Annotated in this window: 18 protein-coding genes and 1 riboswitch; of the genes, 6 read left to right on the top strand and 12 right to left on the bottom strand. The window is 71.7% G+C overall.

The window, feature by feature from the left end; genetic code table 11:
- Position 1: 1 nt before the first annotated feature.
- The 4 genes from NYF13_RS07305 to NYF13_RS07290 all read right to left on the bottom strand — a co-directional run bounded on the left by NYF13_RS07305 (position 2) and on the right by NYF13_RS07290 (position 4,310).
- Positions 2-808 carry an ECF transporter S component gene (locus NYF13_RS07305; protein WP_315655118.1) on the bottom strand — a complete coding sequence of 269 codons (807 nt, stop codon included), beginning with the start codon at positions 806-808 and terminating at the stop codon, positions 2-4.
- 157 nt (positions 809-965) lie between these two features.
- Positions 966-2,567: an ATP-binding cassette domain-containing protein gene (locus tag NYF13_RS07300; RefSeq protein ID WP_315655116.1), complete on the bottom strand. Its 1,602-nt coding sequence runs from the start codon at positions 2,565-2,567 to the stop codon at positions 966-968.
- Positions 2,564-3,670: a CbiQ family ECF transporter T component gene (locus tag NYF13_RS07295; protein ID WP_315655114.1), complete on the bottom strand. Its 1,107-nt coding sequence runs from the start codon at positions 3,668-3,670 to the stop codon at positions 2,564-2,566. The genes NYF13_RS07300 and NYF13_RS07295 overlap by 4 nt, the downstream gene beginning before the upstream one ends.
- On the bottom strand, positions 3,651-4,310 hold the full coding sequence (locus NYF13_RS07290) for a hypothetical protein (RefSeq protein WP_315655112.1): 660 nt from the start codon (positions 4,308-4,310) through the stop codon (positions 3,651-3,653). The genes NYF13_RS07295 and NYF13_RS07290 overlap by 20 nt, the downstream gene beginning before the upstream one ends.
- A gap of 14 nt (positions 4,311-4,324) precedes the next feature.
- Positions 4,325-4,460: riboswitch (cobalamin riboswitch) on the bottom strand.
- 43 nt (positions 4,461-4,503) lie between these two features.
- Here NYF13_RS07290 and NYF13_RS07285 point away from each other — a divergent pair.
- Together NYF13_RS07285 and NYF13_RS07280 are read left to right on the top strand one after the other, a co-directional pair.
- Complete coding sequence (locus NYF13_RS07285; protein WP_315655109.1) at positions 4,504-5,400, top strand: Gfo/Idh/MocA family oxidoreductase; 897 nt, start codon at positions 4,504-4,506, stop codon at positions 5,398-5,400.
- Between the two features lie 329 nt (positions 5,401-5,729).
- On the top strand, positions 5,730-6,473 hold the full coding sequence (locus NYF13_RS07280) for a GNAT family N-acetyltransferase (protein WP_315655107.1): 744 nt from the start codon (positions 5,730-5,732) through the stop codon (positions 6,471-6,473).
- Positions 6,474-6,488: 15 nt separating this feature from the next.
- Here NYF13_RS07280 and arfB read toward each other — a convergent pair whose 3' ends face one another.
- From arfB to NYF13_RS07245, 7 genes are all read right to left on the bottom strand, one after another.
- Positions 6,489-6,917, bottom strand: coding sequence for an alternative ribosome rescue aminoacyl-tRNA hydrolase ArfB (gene arfB, locus NYF13_RS07275; protein WP_315655105.1), 429 nt, complete (start codon positions 6,915-6,917; stop codon positions 6,489-6,491).
- A gap of 60 nt (positions 6,918-6,977) precedes the next feature.
- Positions 6,978-8,048, bottom strand: a complete 1,071-nt coding sequence (purM, locus tag NYF13_RS07270) for a phosphoribosylformylglycinamidine cyclo-ligase (RefSeq protein ID WP_315655103.1) — start codon at positions 8,046-8,048, stop codon at positions 6,978-6,980.
- A 31-nt stretch (positions 8,049-8,079) separates the two neighbouring features.
- Positions 8,080-9,612: an amidophosphoribosyltransferase gene (purF, locus tag NYF13_RS07265; RefSeq protein ID WP_315655101.1), complete on the bottom strand. Its 1,533-nt coding sequence runs from the start codon at positions 9,610-9,612 to the stop codon at positions 8,080-8,082.
- A 181-nt stretch (positions 9,613-9,793) separates the two neighbouring features.
- On the bottom strand, positions 9,794-10,195 hold the full coding sequence (locus tag NYF13_RS07260; protein WP_315655099.1) for a hypothetical protein: 402 nt from the start codon (positions 10,193-10,195) through the stop codon (positions 9,794-9,796).
- Positions 10,182-10,421, bottom strand: coding sequence for a DUF397 domain-containing protein (locus tag NYF13_RS07255; protein WP_315655097.1), 240 nt, complete (start codon positions 10,419-10,421; stop codon positions 10,182-10,184). Before NYF13_RS07255 ends, NYF13_RS07260 begins: the two co-directional genes overlap by 14 nt.
- 322 nt (positions 10,422-10,743) lie before the next feature.
- Positions 10,744-11,625 (bottom strand): helix-turn-helix transcriptional regulator, encoded by an 882-nt coding sequence (locus NYF13_RS07250; protein WP_315655095.1) that lies wholly within the window; start codon positions 11,623-11,625, stop codon positions 10,744-10,746.
- 172 nt (positions 11,626-11,797) lie between these two features.
- Entirely contained in the window at positions 11,798-12,178 is a 381-nt protein-coding gene (locus tag NYF13_RS07245) for a sterol carrier family protein (protein ID WP_315655093.1), read from the bottom strand.
- Positions 12,179-12,232: 54 nt separating this feature from the next.
- On the opposite strand from NYF13_RS07245, the gene NYF13_RS07240 reads away from it, so the two are divergent.
- The 4 genes from NYF13_RS07240 (at position 12,233) to NYF13_RS07225 (ending at position 16,531) form a co-directional block, all read left to right on the top strand.
- A complete protein-coding gene (locus tag NYF13_RS07240) occupies positions 12,233-12,904 on the top strand; it encodes a type VII secretion system-associated protein (RefSeq protein ID WP_315655091.1) in 672 nt (223 codons plus the stop codon).
- Positions 12,905-13,588: 684 nt separating this feature from the next.
- Positions 13,589-14,401, top strand: coding sequence for a lysozyme (locus NYF13_RS07235; protein ID WP_315655089.1), 813 nt, complete (start codon positions 13,589-13,591; stop codon positions 14,399-14,401).
- A 174-nt stretch (positions 14,402-14,575) separates the two neighbouring features.
- Positions 14,576-15,433: a lysozyme gene (locus NYF13_RS07230; protein ID WP_315655088.1), complete on the top strand. Its 858-nt coding sequence runs from the start codon at positions 14,576-14,578 to the stop codon at positions 15,431-15,433.
- A gap of 177 nt (positions 15,434-15,610) precedes the next feature.
- Complete coding sequence (locus tag NYF13_RS07225) at positions 15,611-16,531, top strand: hypothetical protein (RefSeq protein ID WP_315655086.1); 921 nt, start codon at positions 15,611-15,613, stop codon at positions 16,529-16,531.
- Positions 16,532-16,634: 103 nt separating this feature from the next.
- Here NYF13_RS07225 and purL read toward each other — a convergent pair whose 3' ends face one another.
- Positions 16,635-18,938, bottom strand: coding sequence for a phosphoribosylformylglycinamidine synthase subunit PurL (gene purL / locus NYF13_RS07220; protein ID WP_315657248.1), 2,304 nt, complete (start codon positions 18,936-18,938; stop codon positions 16,635-16,637).
- Positions 18,939-18,968 lie beyond the last annotated feature (30 nt).

Genomic DNA, 18,968 nt, shown 5'->3' with positions numbered 1-18,968 from the left:
CTCAGCGGTCCGGCTCGAACGCGGCCCGCCGTGCGGCACGGCGCAGGACCACCAGGATCGCCGGCCCGAGCAGCAGGATGGCGGCGAGGTTGGTCAGCGCGCGCCCGGTGTCCCAGCCGAGCGTGGAGGTCAGCACGGTGAAGACCAGGAAGCGGTGCAGGTTCTCCCCGAGCGGCGCCCCCGGCACGAAGTCGAGCGCGGAGCCCCCGGCGAGGAACGGCCAGGTGAACATGCTCATGGCGAGCCCGTAGAAGTACGCGGCCAGCACTCCGTAGCCGGAGAGCACGGCGATCTCCCACCGCCCGCGGACCCGCTTCGGCAGCAGCCCGGCCCCCATCCCCACCAGCGAGGACGCGAGCATCTGGAACGGCAGCCACGGCCCGACCCCGCCGGTGAGCAACGCCGAGGCGAACAGCGACGTCGCCCCGAGCACGAAGCCGAACCCGGCCCCGAACACCCGTCCGGCGAGGACCAGCAGGAAGAAGACGAGCTCGATCCCGCCGGTCCCGGCGCCGAGCGGACGCAGGGCGGCGTCGACGGCGGAGAGGACGCCGAGGAGGGCGAGGGCTTTGGCGTCCAGTCCCCCGCTGGACAACTCGGCCAGCACGATCAGGATGAGCACGGGGAGGGTGGCCATGAACACGAACGGAGCGTCGACACCGTGCCCGGCGGCGGTCGCCCCGGTACCGGGGGTGGTGCGGACGAGCAGGGGCCAGCAGAACATCACCACCCCGAGGACCACCGCCGCCCCCAGGATCAGGCCGGTCCGCCACCGGATGCGCACGGCGGGCCCGAGGAAGTCGGTCACCGGCTCACCGCCCCGGTGGCTCCGGCGAGCGGGTCCGCGCTGACCCCACGGCCCGTCACCACCGGTGGCTCGGTCACGCGGGGACCGCTCCCGGCCGATTCGGTCGCGACCGGGCCGCTCGCCCCCCTCGCCCACGGGCGGAGATCCAGCACCACGCTCATGGGCCCAGCGCTCCGGCGACCTCGTCCACCGTCAGCCACGGCTCCGGAGCCAGGATCTTGGCCACCTGCGGCGCGAACGCCGGGGACGACACCACGACCTCCGCGGTGGGGCCGTTCGCCACCACCTCGCCCTCGGCCAGCACCACCACCCGGTGGGCCGCCACGGCGACGAACTCCACGTCGTGGGTGGCCAGCAGGATCGTGTGACCCGAGGCCGCGAGGGAAGCGAGCACCGACGCGAAGTGGCGTTTGGCCGGGTAATCCAGGCCCCGGGTCGGCTCATCGAGCAGCAGAGCCGGGGGCGCGGCCGCGAGCTGCACGGCCAGGACCAACGCCAGGCGCTGACCCTCCGACAGGTCGCGCGGGTTCAGCTTCCCCTCGATCCCCGGCACCAGGCGGTCCAGCAGCGAACGCGTCGTGCCCGCCGCGGCCGCCGATTCCTCGTCCGCCTGGGCGCACTCGGCGTCCACCGTCTCCAGGTACAGCAGGTCCGCCGGGCTCTGCGGCACCAGGCCGACCAGTGCCCGGGCCGCCCGGGGCTTCAGGCGGGCCGGGTCCTCACCCAGCACCTCCACCGTGCCACCCGAGCGGGGGCCACTGCCCTGCACGGCCCACAGCAGCGAAGACTTGCCCGATCCGTTGCGCCCCATCAGCGCCACCACCTCGCCCCGCGCCAGCCGCAGGTCCACCCCGCGCACGGCCAGGACGTCGCCGTAGCGGACCTGCACCCCCGCCGCCCGCACCACCGAAGCGCCAGGCTCGACCGCGGTGGAAGGACGTGGGTGAGCCGCCAATCGCGCCCGCAAGGGCCCCGCCTGACGGCGCGCGTCGCGCACCGAGAGCGGTAGCGGCGACCAGCCCGCCAGCCGGCCCAGTTCGACGATCGGCGGGGCGACGTCCGCGTATGCGAACACCTCCGCGGGCGAGCCCGAAGCCACCGAGCCGTCGCCCGGCAGGTACAGCACCCGGTCGGCGTACTGCGCGACGCGCTCCATCCGGTGCTCCGCCACCACCACCGTCGTCCCCAGGTCGTGCACCAGGCGGGTGATCGCGGCCAGCACCTCCTCGGCCGCCGTCGGGTCGAGGGCCGAGGTCGGCTCGTCCAGGACCAGCACGCGCGGGTGCGCCGTGAGCACCGAGCCGATCGCCACGCGCTGCTGCTGGCCGCCGGAAAGCGTCCGAAGTGGACGGTGACGCAGGTCGGCGACGCCCAGCAGGTCCAGCGTCTCCTCGACCCGCTTGCGCATCACCTCCGGCGCCACAGCCAGCTGCTCCATGCCGTAGGCCAGCTCCTCCTCGACGGTGTCCGTGACGAACCCGGCCAGCGGGTCCTGGCCGACCACCCCGACCACGGACGCCAGCTCACGCGGCGGGTGCGTGCGGGTGTCCCGTCCGGCCACGAGCACCCGGCCGGTCAGCCGGCCGCCGGTGAAGTGCGGGACCAGCCCGTTGATCGCGCCGAGGAAAGTCGACTTGCCGACCCCCGTCCGGCCGGCCACCAGGCACAGCTCGCCCTCCTCGACCACGAGGTCCACCTCGGACAGCACCGGCCGCGCGGCCCCGTCGTAGGCCACCCCGACGCGGGAGAACCTGATCACCGGGCGACCTCCGGCACTGGTGCGGGGCGCGGCGCCAGCCACGCGGGCAGCGCCCCGATCAGCACGGACAACACGGGCAGGACCGGCAGCGAGGGCCATTCCAGCGCGGACGGGTACAACCCCGAAGGCCCGGCCGCGAACAGCAGCGCGCACCCGCCGACGCCGCACAGCGCCACCAGGGTCTCCGGCCGTCGCCACCGGTCGGGCCGGTACGCCGTGCGCTGGACGCGACGGCCGCCGAGCACGAACCCGGCCCCCGCCACCACCAGCCCCACCGCCAGCATCGGCACGCCGAGCCAGGCCGACGTCCCGTCGAGCACTCCGTACACGCCCACGGCCACCCCGATCATCCCGGTGAGCACGCACACCGCGATCAGCACGCGCACCCGCGGCGCGAGGTAGCCCCGCCGCCCGTAGCCCCGCGAGTCCATCGCCGCGGCCAGCAGGAGCGAGCGGTCCACCGCGTCCGCGAGCACCGGCACGAAGATCCCCTTCACGGCCCGGAGGCCGCGCGAACGGCCCGCTCGCAACCGTCGCGCGCGCCGCACCCGCTGCACGCTCTCCACCAGTTGCGGGGCCACCGAGAGCGCGACCGTGACGGCCGTGCCCACCTCGTACAACGCCCCGGGAACCGCTTTGAGCAGGCGTTTCGGATTCGCCAGGGCGTTCGCGGCGCCGACGCAGAGCACGATCGCGGCCAGCCGGAGCCCGTCGTAGAACCCGCCCAGCAGTTCCTCCGCCGACGTCGGGCCGAGCAGGGTGATCCCGGCGGCGCCCCGGGGCAGCGGGATGGCCGGCAGCGTGAACAGCACGTGCCCGCCGTCCTCGCCGCCGATGAGGATCCGGAACAGCACGCGCGACACCACGATCACCGCGCCGACGTAGGCGTACATCCGGAAGGAGAGCGCCCACGGCGCGTCCGTGCGCCGGTGGGCGACCACGAACCCGGCCACCGCGATCACCAGTCCGAGCAGCAGCGGGTTCGTGGTCCGGCTGGCCGCGACGGCGAGCGCGAGCGCCCAGACCCACCACGCACCCGGGTGCAGCGCTCTCGGGACACCGGTCAACGGCCGGCCGCGCGGCTCACGAGCGGTCCGCGCCACGCCGTCGCCGAAGCCCGGTCACGATCCCGGCGGCCGCGATCACCACGATCACCGCGATGCCGATCACCAGACCCCAGGGGAAACCTCCGTCGGACGAGGCAGTCGGCTCAGACGGTGCGGCCGGCGCGTTCGCCTTTCGCACGGGTGCGGTCCGCGGCGGCGGGTAGTCCGCGAACGCCTTGTTGTGCGCGAACGACCAGCCCTCGAAGCTGCCCGCCGGCGGCTTCCAGCCCTGCACGCCGACCTGGCTCGACTCCCACCGGCCTCCGTCGGCCGCGGTCCAGAAGCTCCACGACGCGCTCTCCGGCGGCAGCCCGGTGCACGACTGGTCGGCGGGCCGGCCCTCGATCCGGCAGATCAGCGCCAGCCCGTACTTGCCGGCGCCGACCAGGTCCAGGCCCGCGTTCTGCATGGCCGTGACGCCGTTCTCCTGCGGCCCGGGCGCGCACCGGATCAGCGGTTCGCCGCCGAGGTCCTGGAAGTCGACGACCACGGTGACCCCGGTGGCGTCCGGGCAGTAGCCCGCGGCGCCCTTCCCGGGCACGGTCGCGGCGGCGGGGCCGGCCCCGGCCAGGCCGAAGGTGAACAGCAGCGCGCACGCGGCGAGCACGCGCCCCCAGGCGGGCGGTGGAACAGACATCGGTCGACGAACCTCGCATCGGATCGGACCACGGCGGGCGATCCGGCTCACGGCCCCGGCCAGGGCCGATCACGGTTGCGGGCCAGCGCCGGACTCGCACCGGATTCCCCCGTTCGTGGCGAAGAACCCACCGACGTTAACCCACCGGAGGGAGCCGCCGGAAGCGAGACCGGCCACACCTACACTTCCGGGCGTGGGAATCGGACAGCTGCGCGTCGGACTCGTCGGAACCGGTCCGTGGGCGACCACGGTGCACGCGCCCGGGCTGGCCGACCACCCCGGGACCACCCTCACCGCCGTCTGGGCCCGTCGTCCCGGCGCCGCCTCGGAGCTGGCCGACGCGCACGGGGCGATCGGCACCGGCGACTTCGACGAGCTGCTTTCGCAGGTCGACGCGGTGGCTTTCGCCGTGCCACCCGCCGTGCAGGCCGAGCTGGCGGTCAAGGCGGCCGAAGCGGGCAAGCACGTGATCCTGGAGAAGCCGATCGCCGCCGACCTGGCCGGCGCGCAGCGGCTCGCCGACGCCGTGACCTCGAACGAGGTGGCGTCGCTGGTCGTGCTCACCCTGCGGTTCGCCACGCCGACCCGCGAATGGCTCGACGACATCACCCGCGCGGGTGGCTGGCGCGGCGGCGGCGCCCGCTGGCTCTCGGGCGCCCTGCTCGGCGGCCAGTACGCGGCTTCGCCCTGGCGCCGCGACGACGCCGGCGGCTCGATCTCCGACCTCGGCCCGCACGCGTTCGACCTGCTCGACGCCGCCCTCGGCCGGATCACCGAGGTGCTCGCGGCGCACCACGGGGAAGGCGACCTCTGGCAGCTGATGCTGGCCCACGAGGGGGGCGCGATCAGCACCGCGACGCTCTCCCTGCACCTGCCGATCCAGCCCACCGTCGTGGAGGTCGCCGTCTACGGCGAGCACGGGTACCGCGCGCTCGGCCGCAGAGCGGGCACGGCCGGGGCGTCCTACACCGCCCTGCTCGACGATTTCGCCGCGATGATCGCGAGCGGCACCACCACGCACCCGTGCGACGTCCGGCGTGGCCTGCACCTGTCCTGGATCATCGAACGGGCCCGCGAGCTGGCCAAGTAGTACACAGGGCAGTCCCACTACTTTTCGTTGTGAAATAAGGCTTCCGGCCAAGTCGTGGAAATCCTTCCACAGGGTTGTCCACAGCATCCACTGTGGACGGTCGAGGCCGGTCGGAGGGATCTTGCCCGCCCCTCGGCGCCGCGCCGGAAAACCCCTTGCCCCAGGTGCGAGACTCGGGCCAAACCCGTTTCGGACGAAGGAACGCCTATGTTCGCCGCCGCTGCCCGCGTCGGCCGAAGCCAGGCCGGACGCGAGCACCTCCGCGTCGCCCCCGGCGCGTGCTCCGCGCACGCGCTCCTCCCTCGACCCCGAAAGGGTTCACCCGGCTCATGTCCGTCATCCAGGCTTATGTCCGCACGACCGCGCCCCGCGGCCGGGACACCGAACGCGTAGGCCCGTTCCTCGCCACCTTCGCGCGGGACACCGGCCACCCGATGCTCAACTACGCGATCCCCGACGACGACGCCGTGCCCTCGGCCGCCGAGATCGTGCGGCTGACCGCGGCCTACCGTCGCCGCGGCCTGCTGCCGCGGCTCGAGTTCTTCACCGAGGCCGCCCCGGACCTCGAAGAGCGCCTGATCGACCAGGGTTACGCCGTGGAGCGGCGCATCCCGCTGATGACCTGCACCCCGGCCGACTTCGTGGACCGCCCGGCGCCCGCCGGCATCGGGCTGCGCGCGCCGTCGAACGAGTCCGAAGCGCGCGGCCTGCGCGCGGCGCAGAACGTGGCCTTCGGCGAGTCCCCCGACGTGTCCGACGCCGAGCTGGCCGGCACGCTGGCCCACGGAGAGCGGGCCGTGCTCGTCGAGGACACGGTGACCGGCGAAATCGTCGGCGGCGGCGTGGCGTTGGAGATCGAGAACGGCACCGCCGAGATCGCGGGCATCGGCGTCGCGGCGACCCACCGCCACCGCGGCATCGCGTCGGCCATCACCGCGCACCTCACGCGGCTGGGGCACGACCGGGGCGCGCACACGGTCTTCCTCACTCCCGGCGACGAGGGGATCGCCACCGTGTACCGCCGCGTCGGCTACCAGCGGGCCGGCGAGTGCGTGCACTTCTGCCTGGGCTGAGCAGTACGGAGCGCTTCAGTCGTCGAACCGGCCGCCGCGGCCGCGCTTGACGTCGCCACGGCGCTTCTTCGCGGCCAAGCGGCGTTCCTTCGAGCCCCGGGAGGGCTTGGTCGGACGCCGCTTGGCCGGCGGCGGCGCGGAGGCGGCCAGCAACGCCGAGGCAAGCCGTTCACGGGCCGCGTCGCGGTTCATCAGCTGGGAGCGGTGCTCGCTGGCGGCGATGGTCAGCACCCCGTCGACCAGCCGCCCCGCCAGCCGCGCCAGGATGCGCTCCTTCAGCGGCGGCGGGATCGCGGCCGACCGGGCCACGTCGAACGACAGCTCGACCCGGGAGTCCGTGGTGTTCACGCCCTGCCCACCCGGTCCGGACGACCGGGAGAAGCGCTCGCTCAGCTCGGCCCCGGGCACCACGAACCGGGTGCCGATCACCACGTCCTCTGCCACCCGTCCAGTCTGGCAGCAGGCGGCAACCGCGTTTCCGGCTGTGTGGCCCGGGGACCGGGGCTAGAACCTCGGGTGGTCGCCCGACAGCACGGCGCGCGGGCCGTCCGGGGACTCGGTCGGCCGCACGTCACCGAGGATCCAGGCCGGCACGTGCCGCGCGGTCAGCACGGCCAGCGCCCGGTCCACGTCCTCGGCCGAGACGATCGCGACCATGCCGACGCCCATGTTGAACGTCTTCTCCAGCTCGGCCCGCTCGACCTTGCCCCGCTGCCCGACCAGCGCGAACACCGGCGCCGGGGTCCAGGACCCGCGCTCCAGCCGGGCGATGAGCCCGCGCGGCATCACGCGCGCGAGGTTGGCCTCCAGGCCGCCGCCGGTGATGTGCGCGAACGTGCGCACCTCGGTCTCGGCGGCCAGCGCCAGGCAGTCCTTGGCGTAGATCCGGGTCGGCTCCAGCAGCTCCTCACCGAGCGTGCGGCCGAACTCCTCGACCGGCCCGTCCAGCGGCATGCGCGCGATGTCCAGCAGCACGTGCCGGGCCAGCGAATAGCCGTTGGAGTGCAGTCCGGAGGAGCCCATGGCCAGCACCACGTCGCCGGGGCGCACGCGATCCGGACCGAGCAGCGAGGCCGCCTCGACCACGCCGACGCCGGTGGCCGACATGTCGTAGTCGTGCTCGCCCATCAGCCCGGGGTGCTCGGCCGTCTCGCCGCCCAGCAGCGCGCAGCCGGCCTGCACGCAGCCCTCGGCGATGCCGCCGACCAGCGCCGCGATCTTCTCCGGCACCACCTTGCCCACGGCGATGTAGTCCTGCAGGAACAGCGGCTCGGCCCCGGTGACCACCAGGTCGTCGACCACCATGGCGACCAGGTCGATACCGACGGTGTCGTGCTTGTCCAGCATCTGGGCGACGGCGATCTTGGTGCCGACCCCGTCGGTGGACGAGGCGAGCACCGGCTCCTTCCACCGGTCGAGCTTCAGCGAGAAGAGCCCGGCGAAGCCACCGACCCCACCGCGGACCTCGGGTCGCGTGGCGCGCTCGGCATGGGGCTTGAGCAGCTCGACGGCTTGGTCACCGGCGTCGATGCTGACTCCGGCGGCGGCGTACGTGGCGCTCGTGGACTCGCTCACGGAAGCGGACTCCCTCTTGGACAAGCTGCGACTAGGGACGCCGGACGGCGTCTTCGGCACCGTACCCCGCGGGGCTGACTGCGAGTGGAGACACCGTCGCGCCGTCCGCCGAACCCATGCTCTCCAGCAGGTGCTTGCCGATGAGCGCGTCGTCGGGCAGCGGAATCGGGTACTCGCCGGAGAAGCACGCCGTGCACAGACGGGTCTTCGGCTGCTCCGACGCCGCGACCAGACCTTCGAGCGAGATGTAGCCCAGTGAGTCGGCCCCGATGGAGCGGCGGATGCCGTCGAGGTCGACGCCGTTGGCCACCAGCTCGGCCCGGGAGGCGAAGTCGATGCCGTAGAAGCACGGCCAGCGCACCGGCGGCGAGGCGATCCGGACGTGGACCTCCAGCGCGCCGGCCTCCCGCAGCATGCGCACCAGCGCGCGCTGGGTGTTGCCGCGGACGATCGAGTCGTCCACCACGACCAGGCGCTTGCCGCGGATGACGTCGCGCAGCGGGTTCAGCTTGAGCCGGATGCCCAGCTGGCGGATGGTCTGCGAGGGCTGGATGAACGTACGCCCGACGTAGGCGTTCTTCACCAGGCCGGTGCCGTACGGGATGCCCGAGCCCTGCGCGTAGCCGATCGCGGCGGGCGTGCCGGACTCCGGCACCGGCATCACCAGGTCACCGTCGGCCGGGTGCTCACCGGCCAGCCGGCGGCCGATCTCCACACGGGTGGCGTGCACGCTGCGACCGGCGATGGAGGTGTCCGGGCGGGCCAGGTAGACGTACTCGAACACGCAGCCCTTGGGCTCGGGGTTGGCGAACCGCGAGGAGCGCAGGCCCGAGGCGTCGATCGCAATCAGCTCACCGGGCTCGACCTCGCGCACGAAGGAGGCACCGCAGATGTCCAGCGCGGCCGTCTCGCTCGCCACGACCCAGCCGCGCTCCAGGCGGCCGAGCACGAGCGGGTGCACGCCGTGCGGGTCGCGGGCGGCGTACAGCGTGTTCTCGTCGGCGAAGACCAGGCAGAACGCGCCGACGAGGGTCGGCAGCAGCTCCAGGGCGGCCGCCTCGATGCCCTTGTCGGCGGCGTTCGCGGCGAGCAGCCCGCAGACCAGGTCCGAGTCGCTCGACGAGCCGGTGAGCCCGGCGTGCGGCTTCAGGCCCGCGGCGACGGTCCGCTCACGCAGCTCCGAGGTGTTCACCAGGTTGCCGTTGTGCGCGAAGGACAGGCCACTGCCGGTGGGGGTGGTGCGGAAGATCGGCTGCGCGTTCTCCCAGATGGTCGCGCCGGTGGTCGAGTAGCGGCAGTGCCCGACGGCGATGTGGCCCTGCAACGACTGCAGCACCTGCTCGTCGAACACCTGACTGACCAGGCCGAGGTCCTTGAAGACCACGATCTGCGAGCCGTCGGACACCGAGATGCCCGCTGCCTCCTGCCCGCGGTGCTGCAGGGCGTAGAGGCCGTAGTAGGTCAGCTTGGCGACTTCTTCCCCGGGAGCCCAGACGCCGAAGACGCCACACTCCTCGCGGGGTTCCGGTTCGGGCTGATCAGGACTGGACGGGTCGGAAACCACCGAGGTGCTCCCAGGAAGACGTGGTCAGGCCAGACGCAAGTGTAAACGGTGTCAAGCCGATAAACGGCGGGCGGAAAGTGGTTCTGCCCACTCCGCCGGCCTGGCCGCGGACGTGAAACAGGCCCCGCACGAAGTGCATTGGGACACTTCGTGCGGAGCCTGAAACTCTTGGCCGGACGGCTCAGCGGGCGGCGAGCCACTTCGACGTGCCGCCCCGGCCGGGGACCCAGCAGCCCTTGACGCGGGCTTCGGCCGCCGCGGATTCGTCGGGCAGGGCCAGGACCTCGACGAGAACCTCCGTGGCCGCACCTTCGGAGCGCCACAGCCAGGTCTCGGGGTCGAGGATGTTCTCCTCGGTACCGGGCACGCGCAGCGCGACCACGTCGTCCTCGCCGTTGAGCCGGACCACGTCGACCACGTCGTCGTGGACGCGGACCCCGACCACCGCGAGCACTTCGCCGCGCTCGTCCGCCGGGTGCACGAACTGGTACCCGCGGGCGATCAGCTCTTGCAGACCGGTTTCCAGGTCGAGCAGCGCGGGCTCGGAGTCGCGATGGGAGTCGAGGACGTCACTGGAGGACATCGTCGAATTCCCCGTCCTTCGCTCCCGCGAGGAAGGCAGCCATCTCGGCCTGGGTGTACACCAGCGCCGGACCGGTCGGGAAGCGGGAGTTGCGCATCGCGATCTCGCCGGACGCGAGTGGGGCGACCTCCACGCAGTTGCCGACCGAGCCGCTGTAGCTCGCCTTGCGCCATGCGGCGCCGGTCAGACGATCGGCCGGAACACCGTTCTCGAACCGCTCAGCCATGATCCCCACCTTCCAGGACGGTGAAAAGCTCAGGAATATGCATGTGCATCTGCCTGTGAGATCGACGCTAGCACGCGCGGCTGCAGCGGTAAATGCACGTGCAGAAACTTTGGTAAGTTTCTCGCTACGTGACGACACAGTTCAGTAGAAAATCCCGACCAGGCGATTACACCTCTACCCGATGAGGTGAATAGTGACGGTGAGTGGTGGCCAGCGGTCGCGCCGCGTTCACCGACGCTGGGGGCGAAGAAGGCCCCGATGGATCGGGCACGGCGCAGACGTCCAGGCGGACGCGGGTCGCACCGTGGGACGCAACCGCCGGTCAGATCTCCTGGCGGCGCTTGCCCAGACGGGCCCGGCTGCGTTCCGGGGTCTCGGCGTCGACGGCCAGCAGGTCGAGGGCGCGGCCGTACTTCTCGATCTCGTCGCGCTTGTCGAGGTAGTGACCGCCGGTCAGGTACTCGACGTACGCGATGTTCGGCAGCTCGGTCTCGGCGAAGCGCAGCAGGGAGAAGGCGTGCTCGGCCGACAGGCCACTGCGCTCGTAAGGCAGGATCTGCACCGACACGTGCGGCAGCGTGGTCATCTCGAGCAGGTACTCCAGCTGCTGCTTGAGCACCTTCGTCCCGCCGATCGGCCGGTACAGCACCGATTCGTCGAGCACGGCCCAGATGCGCGGCGCGTCCGGGCGGGCCAGCATCTTCTGCCGCCGCATCCGCAGGGCCACCAGCTGGTCGACCCGCTCGTCGGCCATCTCCAGTCGGCCGTGGCTGAAGATCGCCCGCGCGTACGGCTCGATCTGCAGCAGCCCGGAGACGAACAGCGGCTCCCAGATCTGGATCCGCGACGCGGCCTCCTCCAGGCCGACCAGGTCGGTGAACCAGCTCGGCACCGTCTCGCCGAACTTCCGCCACCAGCCGGCCTCGTTCGACTGCTTGACCATCTCGAGGAACGACCTGCGCTCGTCGGCGTCCGAAACGCCGTACATGGTCAGCAGGTCGGTGACGTCGCGTTCCTTGAAACCGACGCGGCCCAGCTCCAGCCGCGAGATCTTGGACTCCGAGCCACGGATGTTGTAGCCGGCCTGCTGGCGGGTGATGCCCGCGTCCTCACGCAGGCGGCGCAGCTGGGAACCCAGGATCATGCGACGCGCGGTGGGTCCGAGACTCTGCTCGCCACTGCCGGACGCGCTCACCGCGTTCATGACCGGACCTTCCGTGCTCCGCTGGTTGACCTGGAATTCAGCCCGACTACCCAAAGTACACGCCCGGAGCCTCGCCGTGGAGAAAGGCTCAAGCTCCGTGCGGCCATTCTACGGAGAGTTGGCCCCGAAAGACACAGTCAGGTGAGTATTGGCTGGTCCTGACCCGAGTGGATCAAATTCGGACTACCGGGAGCCAGTGGGCGAGATCGGCCCGGGTGCCCGAAGCGGTCACCCGGCCGTCCGACACCGCGTCCTCCCAGGCGAGCCGGCCGGTGGCCAGTTCCAGCCAGGTCCGGGGATCGGTCTCGATCACGTTCGGCGGCGTGCCGCGGGTGTGGCGCGGACCCTCGACGCACTGCACGGCCGCGAACGGCGGGACCCGGACCTCGACGGTGTGCCCGGGCGCGTCCTGGGCCAGCGTCCGCAGGCTGAGCCGGACCGCCGCGGCCAGCTCGGACCGGGCCGGATCGGGGCCCTCACCGCGCAGCCAGCCGGAAACGGCCCGCACCGCGGCTCGTAACTCAGCGGGGTCGACCGAACGCGATGGGGCCATGGGAGAACAGTAGAGTGGCCGCACACCAGATTTCAGGCACCCGGCACCGATGGGATGGCGATGGCGCAGCGGGACGAGGCAGACCGGATGGCTTCCCGGACCACCCCTGCGGGACGTCGCGGAAAACAGTCATCGGGCGGGCGGCACGGCCGGCGCGGACCGCAGGGCAAGCCGGAGATCACCGAGGAGATGCGGGCCAACGCGCGGGCGAACCCCAACAGCTGGCTCTACGTCATCGACGAGGCCTTCGACCCCCACGGCCCGGTCCCGTCGTGGGCCGTGGTGGGCGCGTACCCGGTGAGCGGCGCGGGTGAGGTGGTCGAGGACTTCCACCCCAACGACCGCTACCGGCCCAGCCCCCGGGCGCTCGGCTTCCCCGAGCCCGGCAACGACCTGGAGCGGCTGCTGCAACTCGTGCGCACCGACCACCGCCCGGCCGAGGACCTGCCGTCGGTCATCCTGGACGCGACGCTGTTCGTCTACGCGATGTCCCCGGTCCAGCGCACGATCATCGGCTTCCACAACACCGACGGCCGCGTGATGGTGCCGGCCTACACCCGCAAGTCACTGGTCCCGGCCGAATGGCCGCACGCCCGCGCCGTCCTGGGCCGCGACATCGTGGAACTGCTGGCCGGCCACCCGGTGGCGGTCAACCCGCACGACCGGATCACGGCGGTGGTGCCGGCCGAGCACCTGATCAAAGCGCTGGCGGACGAGCGGCGCTGAACTCCCAGGCGCCCGAGCCGGTGACGCTGCTCGGGCGAGTGCCTTGTCCGGCTGAGCGGCGCCGCTCGGGTCGGCGGGGTTAGTGACCTCGCGCTCGGGTCGGTGGCTCATCGCTTGGGTCGCTGGGCTTGCCCGGGTGAGCGGTGCCGCTCGGGTCGATGGCTTGCCCGGCTGAGCAGCTCCGCCCGGGTCGGTGGCTCATCGCTTGGGTCGGCGGGCTTGCCCGGGTGAGCGGTGCCGCTCGGGTCGATGGCTTGCCCGGCTGAGCAGCCCCGCCCGGGTCGATGGCTCATCGCTTGGGTCGGTGGGCTTGCCCGGGTGAGTGACCTCTCGCTGAGGTGAGTGACCTCCTGCTCGGCGACGGTGGGCTTGCTCCGGTGAGTGACCTTCCGCTCGAGGCAGCGTCCTGCCGGGGTGAGTGGCTCTGCTCGGAGTAGGTGGCCCCTCGCTCGGGTTACCGGACTGCTCGGGTGACCCTGCCCGTCCCGGTTCGCCGGGGGCGGGGGCTTTTTCGGGCGGTCGCGATCCGTCCGTCCGACTCACCCACAGGAACACCGCCAACCCCAGACCCCACTCTGACCAGGGCGAACAACCCGGTCGAGTGATCACCGATTCGCCGGAACGGCGGTAGGCGGGCATCGTGGCCCCGGTAATGGAGTACACGCGTCCGGTTGGGAGTGCAGGGTGAAGCGTCGTCATCCGTTGCTGCGCGGCAGCGCCGTTCTCTTCGCCGGAGTGGCCGCGGTGGCCCTGTGCGGGCCGACCGCCCAAGCGGCGCCGAGTTACGCCGGGGCCGAGGACAACTACGCCGGTTCGCAGATCGCTAAGCACGAGGGCGTCGGCGGGGTGCCGCACATCCGGTATTCGGCCGAAGACCAGGTGCTCGGTCACGACGTGAGCGGGCACCAGGGCGCGGTCGACTGGCCGTCGACGGCGGGCGCGGGCGCGAAGTTCGTGTACGTCAAAGCGACCGAGGGCACCGGCTTCGTCAATCCGCAGTTCGCCCAGCAGTACAACGGGTCCTATTCCGCCGGGCTCGTGCGCGGCGCGTACCACTTCGCCCGGCCCGACGTCTCGGATGGCGCTTCGCAGGCCGAGTACTTCCTCGCGCACGGCGGCGGCTGGAGCAACGACGGCCGGACCCTGCCCGGCGCGCTCGACGCGGAGTACAACCCCTACGGCGACACCTGTTACGGCAAGGATTCGGCCACGCTCGTCGCGTGGATCCGATCTTTCTCCGACACCTACCGCGCGCGCACCGGACGGCTGCCGACCATCTACACGTCCACGAGCTGGTGGAAGAAGTGCCTCGGCAACAGCCCGGCGTTCGGCGCCAACCCGCTGTGGCTCGCGCGCTACAACAGCCAGGTCGGGGAGCTGCCCGCCGGCTGGCCCCGCCAATCCATCTGGCAGTTCGCGGACCAGGGGGTGCTGCCGGGCGACCAGAACTGGCTGAACGGCCCGCTCACGCTCCTGCGCGATCTGGCAATCGGGTGAACTTTTGTTATCGGATAACGAATTGACGAACGTCCACTGAGGAAAATCACCCACGTGAAATTTTAACTTCGCGGAACTTGGTGACAAACGCGAGTCCGTCCTCAAGAATCTCCCCACGGGCGGCTACCTGCACATAGCCGCTCTCAGCGAGGGTATCTGTGAAGGGATTCAACGATGTCCACTTCCCGAAGAGGACGGCGCTCGACTCTGCTTTCCGTCCTGGCCATTCCCACCGTGGCGCTCCTGCTCGGCACCACGGCCCCGGCGATGGCCGCGCGGTCGAACCCGGCGTCGGCCAGTGAGGTCGACGCGATCAACGCCGACATCCTGATCCACAACCACGAGCTGGGCTCCCAGATCCGGCGGGTCGAAGGCGATGCCTCCGCCGCGGTCGCCGCCCCGGACCAGGCGCTGGCGACCACCGCCGGCATGGACGTCGCCAGTTACCAGGGCAACGTCGACTGGGCGAACTGGTGGGGCCAGGGCAAGCGGTTCGTCTGGACCAAGGCGACCGAAAGCACCAACTACACCAACCCGTACTTCGCCCAGCAGTACAACGGCTCGTACAACCAGGGCTTCCTCCGCGGCGCGTACCACTTCGCCACCCCGAACACCTCCAGCGGCGCCACGCAGGCCACGTACTTCGTGGCGCACGGCGGTGGCTGGTCGGGGGACGGCAAGACCCTGCCGGGTGCACTGGACATGGAGTACAACCCCTACGGCGACACCTGTTACGGGTTGAGCCAGTCGTCGATGGGTGCGTGGATCCGCGACTTCCACGACACCTACCACGCCAGGACCGGCCGCTGGCCCGTGATCTACACCTCGGCCAACTGGTGGGGCCAGTGCGTGGGCACGTCGCAGAGCTTCGGCGACACCGTCCCGCTCTGGGTCGCGCGCTACGCCTCGACGGTCGGCGCCCTGCCGAACGGCTGGGGCTACTACACCGTGTGGCAGTACACCTCGAGCCCGCTCGACCAGGACACCTTCAACGGTGGCCTGGACCGGGTGCAGGCTCTCGCCAACGGCTGAACGCAGCAGTCGGCTGCCGGCCCGTCCCGCCCATCGAGGCCGGGCGGGCCGGGAGCCGCTTTTGTGCCGGGCCGCCCGACCTTGCAGAATGCAGGCCTGTGGGGCGGAGGAACCGCCGGCGCTCACCGGGCGTCAGACCGCGGCGCGAATCGGTGCAGCAGGAAGGCGGAACCGTAGATGACCTACCCACCGCAGCCCGGGCAGGGCGGCCAGCCGGACCCGTACGGCCAGGGCTGGCAGCAGCCGCCGTCGGGCGGGGTCCCCCAGCCCCACCCGGGCTGGGACCCGAACGCGCAACAGCAGCATCACGGCTGGGACCCGAACGCGCAACAGCAACAGCCGCAGGGCTGGGACCCGAACGCCCAGCAGCAGCAGGGCTGGGACCCCCATCAGCAGCAGCCGGCCTGGGATCCGAACCAGCCGCAGCCGGGGTGGGACCCGAACGCGCAGCCGTACGGCCAGCCCCACCCGACCCAGCAGTACCCGCAGCCGGGCTGGGACCCGAACCAGCAGCAGTACGGCCAGGGTTACGGCGGACCGGGCGGACCGGGTGGACCGGGGCCGCAGAAGAACAAGACCGCGCTGTGGATCGGGATCGCCGTGGCGGTGGTGCTGGTCGTCGCGCTCGGCATCACCGGCTTCGTCGCGCCCGGGTTCTTCCTGAGCAAGGACGACACCACCACCGCCGCCCAGAGCCCGTCGACCGGCGGGCCCCGCCCGTCGACGGGCGCCGGACTGCCGTCGGACGAGCCCGCGCCGCCGACCGGCGAGTCCACCCTGCCGCCCGGCCCCGGCGGCAGCAGCGACCCGGGCGCGGGCAAGACGACCATCGACGAGTTCATCGCGAAGATCAACGCCAAGGACGCCGCCGGCGCGACCTCGATGGTCTGCCAGGGCAGCGAGTCCTTCTCGAAGGACAGCATCAGCGAGACCACCGGCGGTACCCCGGCGCTGAAGGCCGGGGAGTACTCCGGCACCGCCCTCGTGACCGCCTCGATCGGCGGCTCGGTCTCCGGCAAGGACGCCAACGGCTCGGTGATCGCGAGTTCGTTCCAGGGCAAGTGGTGCATCGGCGGGTTCTTCGTCATCGCCTTCTGACCGGGCGCGTCCCGTTCCGCGAGAGCGGCAGCACCGTACGGCCAGAGAAGAGGGGCCGTTCCCGGAACACCCGGGAACGGCCCCTCTTCTTTCGGCCGGAACCTCAGCCGAACAGCGCCGGCAGCGTGCTCTCGAAGGCCGTCCGCAGCTCGTCCAGGGTGAACTCCGTGATCCCCTGCAGCTCCAGCGCCCCGGATTCCGGGTCGACCACCCCGGTCTTGCGCCAGGGCAGGCCCCGCGCGGTGCACATCTCGGTGAACCGCAGCTCCTCGGTCCGCGGCACGGCCACCAGCACCCGGCCCGAGGATTCCGAGAACAGCTGCACGAACGGATCCTGCTCGGTGTCGAGGAAGATCCGGGCGCCGCACTGGCCGATCAGCACCGTTTCGACCAGGGCTTGGGCCAGTCCGCCGTCGGAGAGGTCGTGGGCGGCGGAGATCATGCCGTCTCGGGAGCCGGCCACCAGGATCTCGCCCAGCAGCTTTTCGCGGGCCAGGTCGACGCGCGGGGGGACGCCGCCGAGGTGGCCGTGCAGTTCGCGAGCCCAGGCCGAGCCGTCCAGCTCGTCGTGGGTGTCGCCGAGCAGCAGCAGGGTTTCGCCGGCCTCCGCGCCGATGCCGGTCGGGATGCGGCGGGTGACGTCGTCGATCACGCCGAGCACGCCGATCACCGGGGTGGGCAGGATGGCGGTGGAGCCGGTCTGGTTGAAGAAGCTCACGTTGCCGCCGGTGACCGGGATGCCCAGCTCCACGCAGCCGTCGGCGATGCCGTGCACGGCCTGCTCGAACTGCCACATCACGGCCGGGTCGGTCGGGGCGCCGAAGTTCAGGCAGTCCGAAACCGCCACCGGGGTCGCACCGCCGGTCACCACGTTGCGGTACGCCTCGGCCAGCGCGAGCTGGGCCCCGCGGTACGGGTCGAGGTAGACGAACTTCGAGTTGCAGTCCGTGGCCACCGAGACGCCGCGGCCGCTGGACTCGTCGATCCGGATCATGCCGGAGTCCGAGGGCTGGGCCAGCACCGAATTGCCGCGCACGTAGCGGTCGTACTGCGAGGTGACCCATTCCTTCGACGCCTGGTTCGGCGAGGAGATCAGCTTCAGCAGGTCGGCGCGCAGCTCGTCCGAAGTGGACGGACGCGGCAGGCCGGCCGAGGTGTCGGCGATCAGGGCGTCCTGAGTGGACGGACGCTGGACCGGCCGGTCGTACACCGGGCCCTGGTGCGCCACGGTGTGCGCCGGGACGTCGACCACGACCTCGCCGTGCCAGGTGATCACCAGGTGCTCGCCGTCGGTGACCTCGCCGATGTCGGTGGCGATCACGTCCCACTTGCGGCACACGGCCATGAACGCCTCGACGTTCTCCGGCGCGACCACCGCGCACATGCGCTCCTGCGATTCGCTGGAGAGCACCTCGGCCGGGGTCATGCCGGTGGCGCGCAGCGGAACGCGTTCGAGGTGGATCTGCATGCCGCCGTCCCCCGCGGCCGCCAGCTCCGAGGTCGCGCAGGACAGCCCGGCGCCGCCGAGGTCCTGGATGCCGACGACCAGGTCGTCGGCGAACAGGTCGAGGCAGCACTCGATCAGCACCTTCTCGGTGAACGGGTCGCCGACCTGCACGCTCGGCAGCTTCCGGCGCCCGGCCGCCGACTCGTCGCCGGAGAAGGTGTCGCTGGCCAGCACCGAGACGCCGCCGATGCCGTCGAGGCCGGTGCGCGCGCCGAACAGGATGATCTTGTTGCCGGCCCCCGAGGCGAAGGCCAGGTGCAGGTCCTCGACCCGCATCGCGCCCACGCACAGGGCGTTCACCAGCGGGTTGCCCGCGTAGGAGGGGTCGAACACCAGCTCGCCGCCGATGTTGGGCAGGCCGAGGCAGTTGCCGTAGCCGCCGACCCCCGCGACGACCCCGGGCAGCACGCGCTTGGTGTCGGGCGCGTCGGCCGGTCCGAAGCGCAGCGCATCGGCCACCGCGAGCGGACGGGCGCCCATCGCCATGATGTCGCGCACGATGCCGCCGACGCCGGTGGCCGCGCCCTGGTACGGCTCCACATAGGACGGGTGGTTGTGGCTCTCCACCTTGAACGTGACGGCCCAGCCCTCGCCGATGTCGACCACGCCGGCGTTCTCGCCGATGCCCGCGAGCATCTTCGACTTCATCTCGTCCGTGGCCGTCTCGCCGAAGTAGCGCAGGTGCTTCTTCGAGGACTTGTACGAGCAGTGCTCGCTCCACATCACCGAGTACATCGCCAGCTCGGCGTCGGTCGGGCGGCGGCCGAGGATCTCGCGGATCCGCGCGTACTCGTCCTCGGCGAGGCCGAGCTCGACGTAGGGCTGCGCCGTCCCCGGGGTCGCCGCGGCCCGCGCGGTGGTGTCCGTCTCGACGACAGAGTTGCTGGTCACCGTGTTCATCCCAGTATCGGGGTCAGGGTTCGCCACGGG

Source organism: Amycolatopsis sp. PS_44_ISF1 (assembly GCF_032335455.1).
Taxonomy (GTDB): Bacteria; Actinomycetota; Actinomycetes; order Mycobacteriales; family Pseudonocardiaceae; genus Amycolatopsis.
Note: the sequence above shows the minus strand (reverse complement) of the source record. Positions and strands in the feature narration are given on the sequence as shown.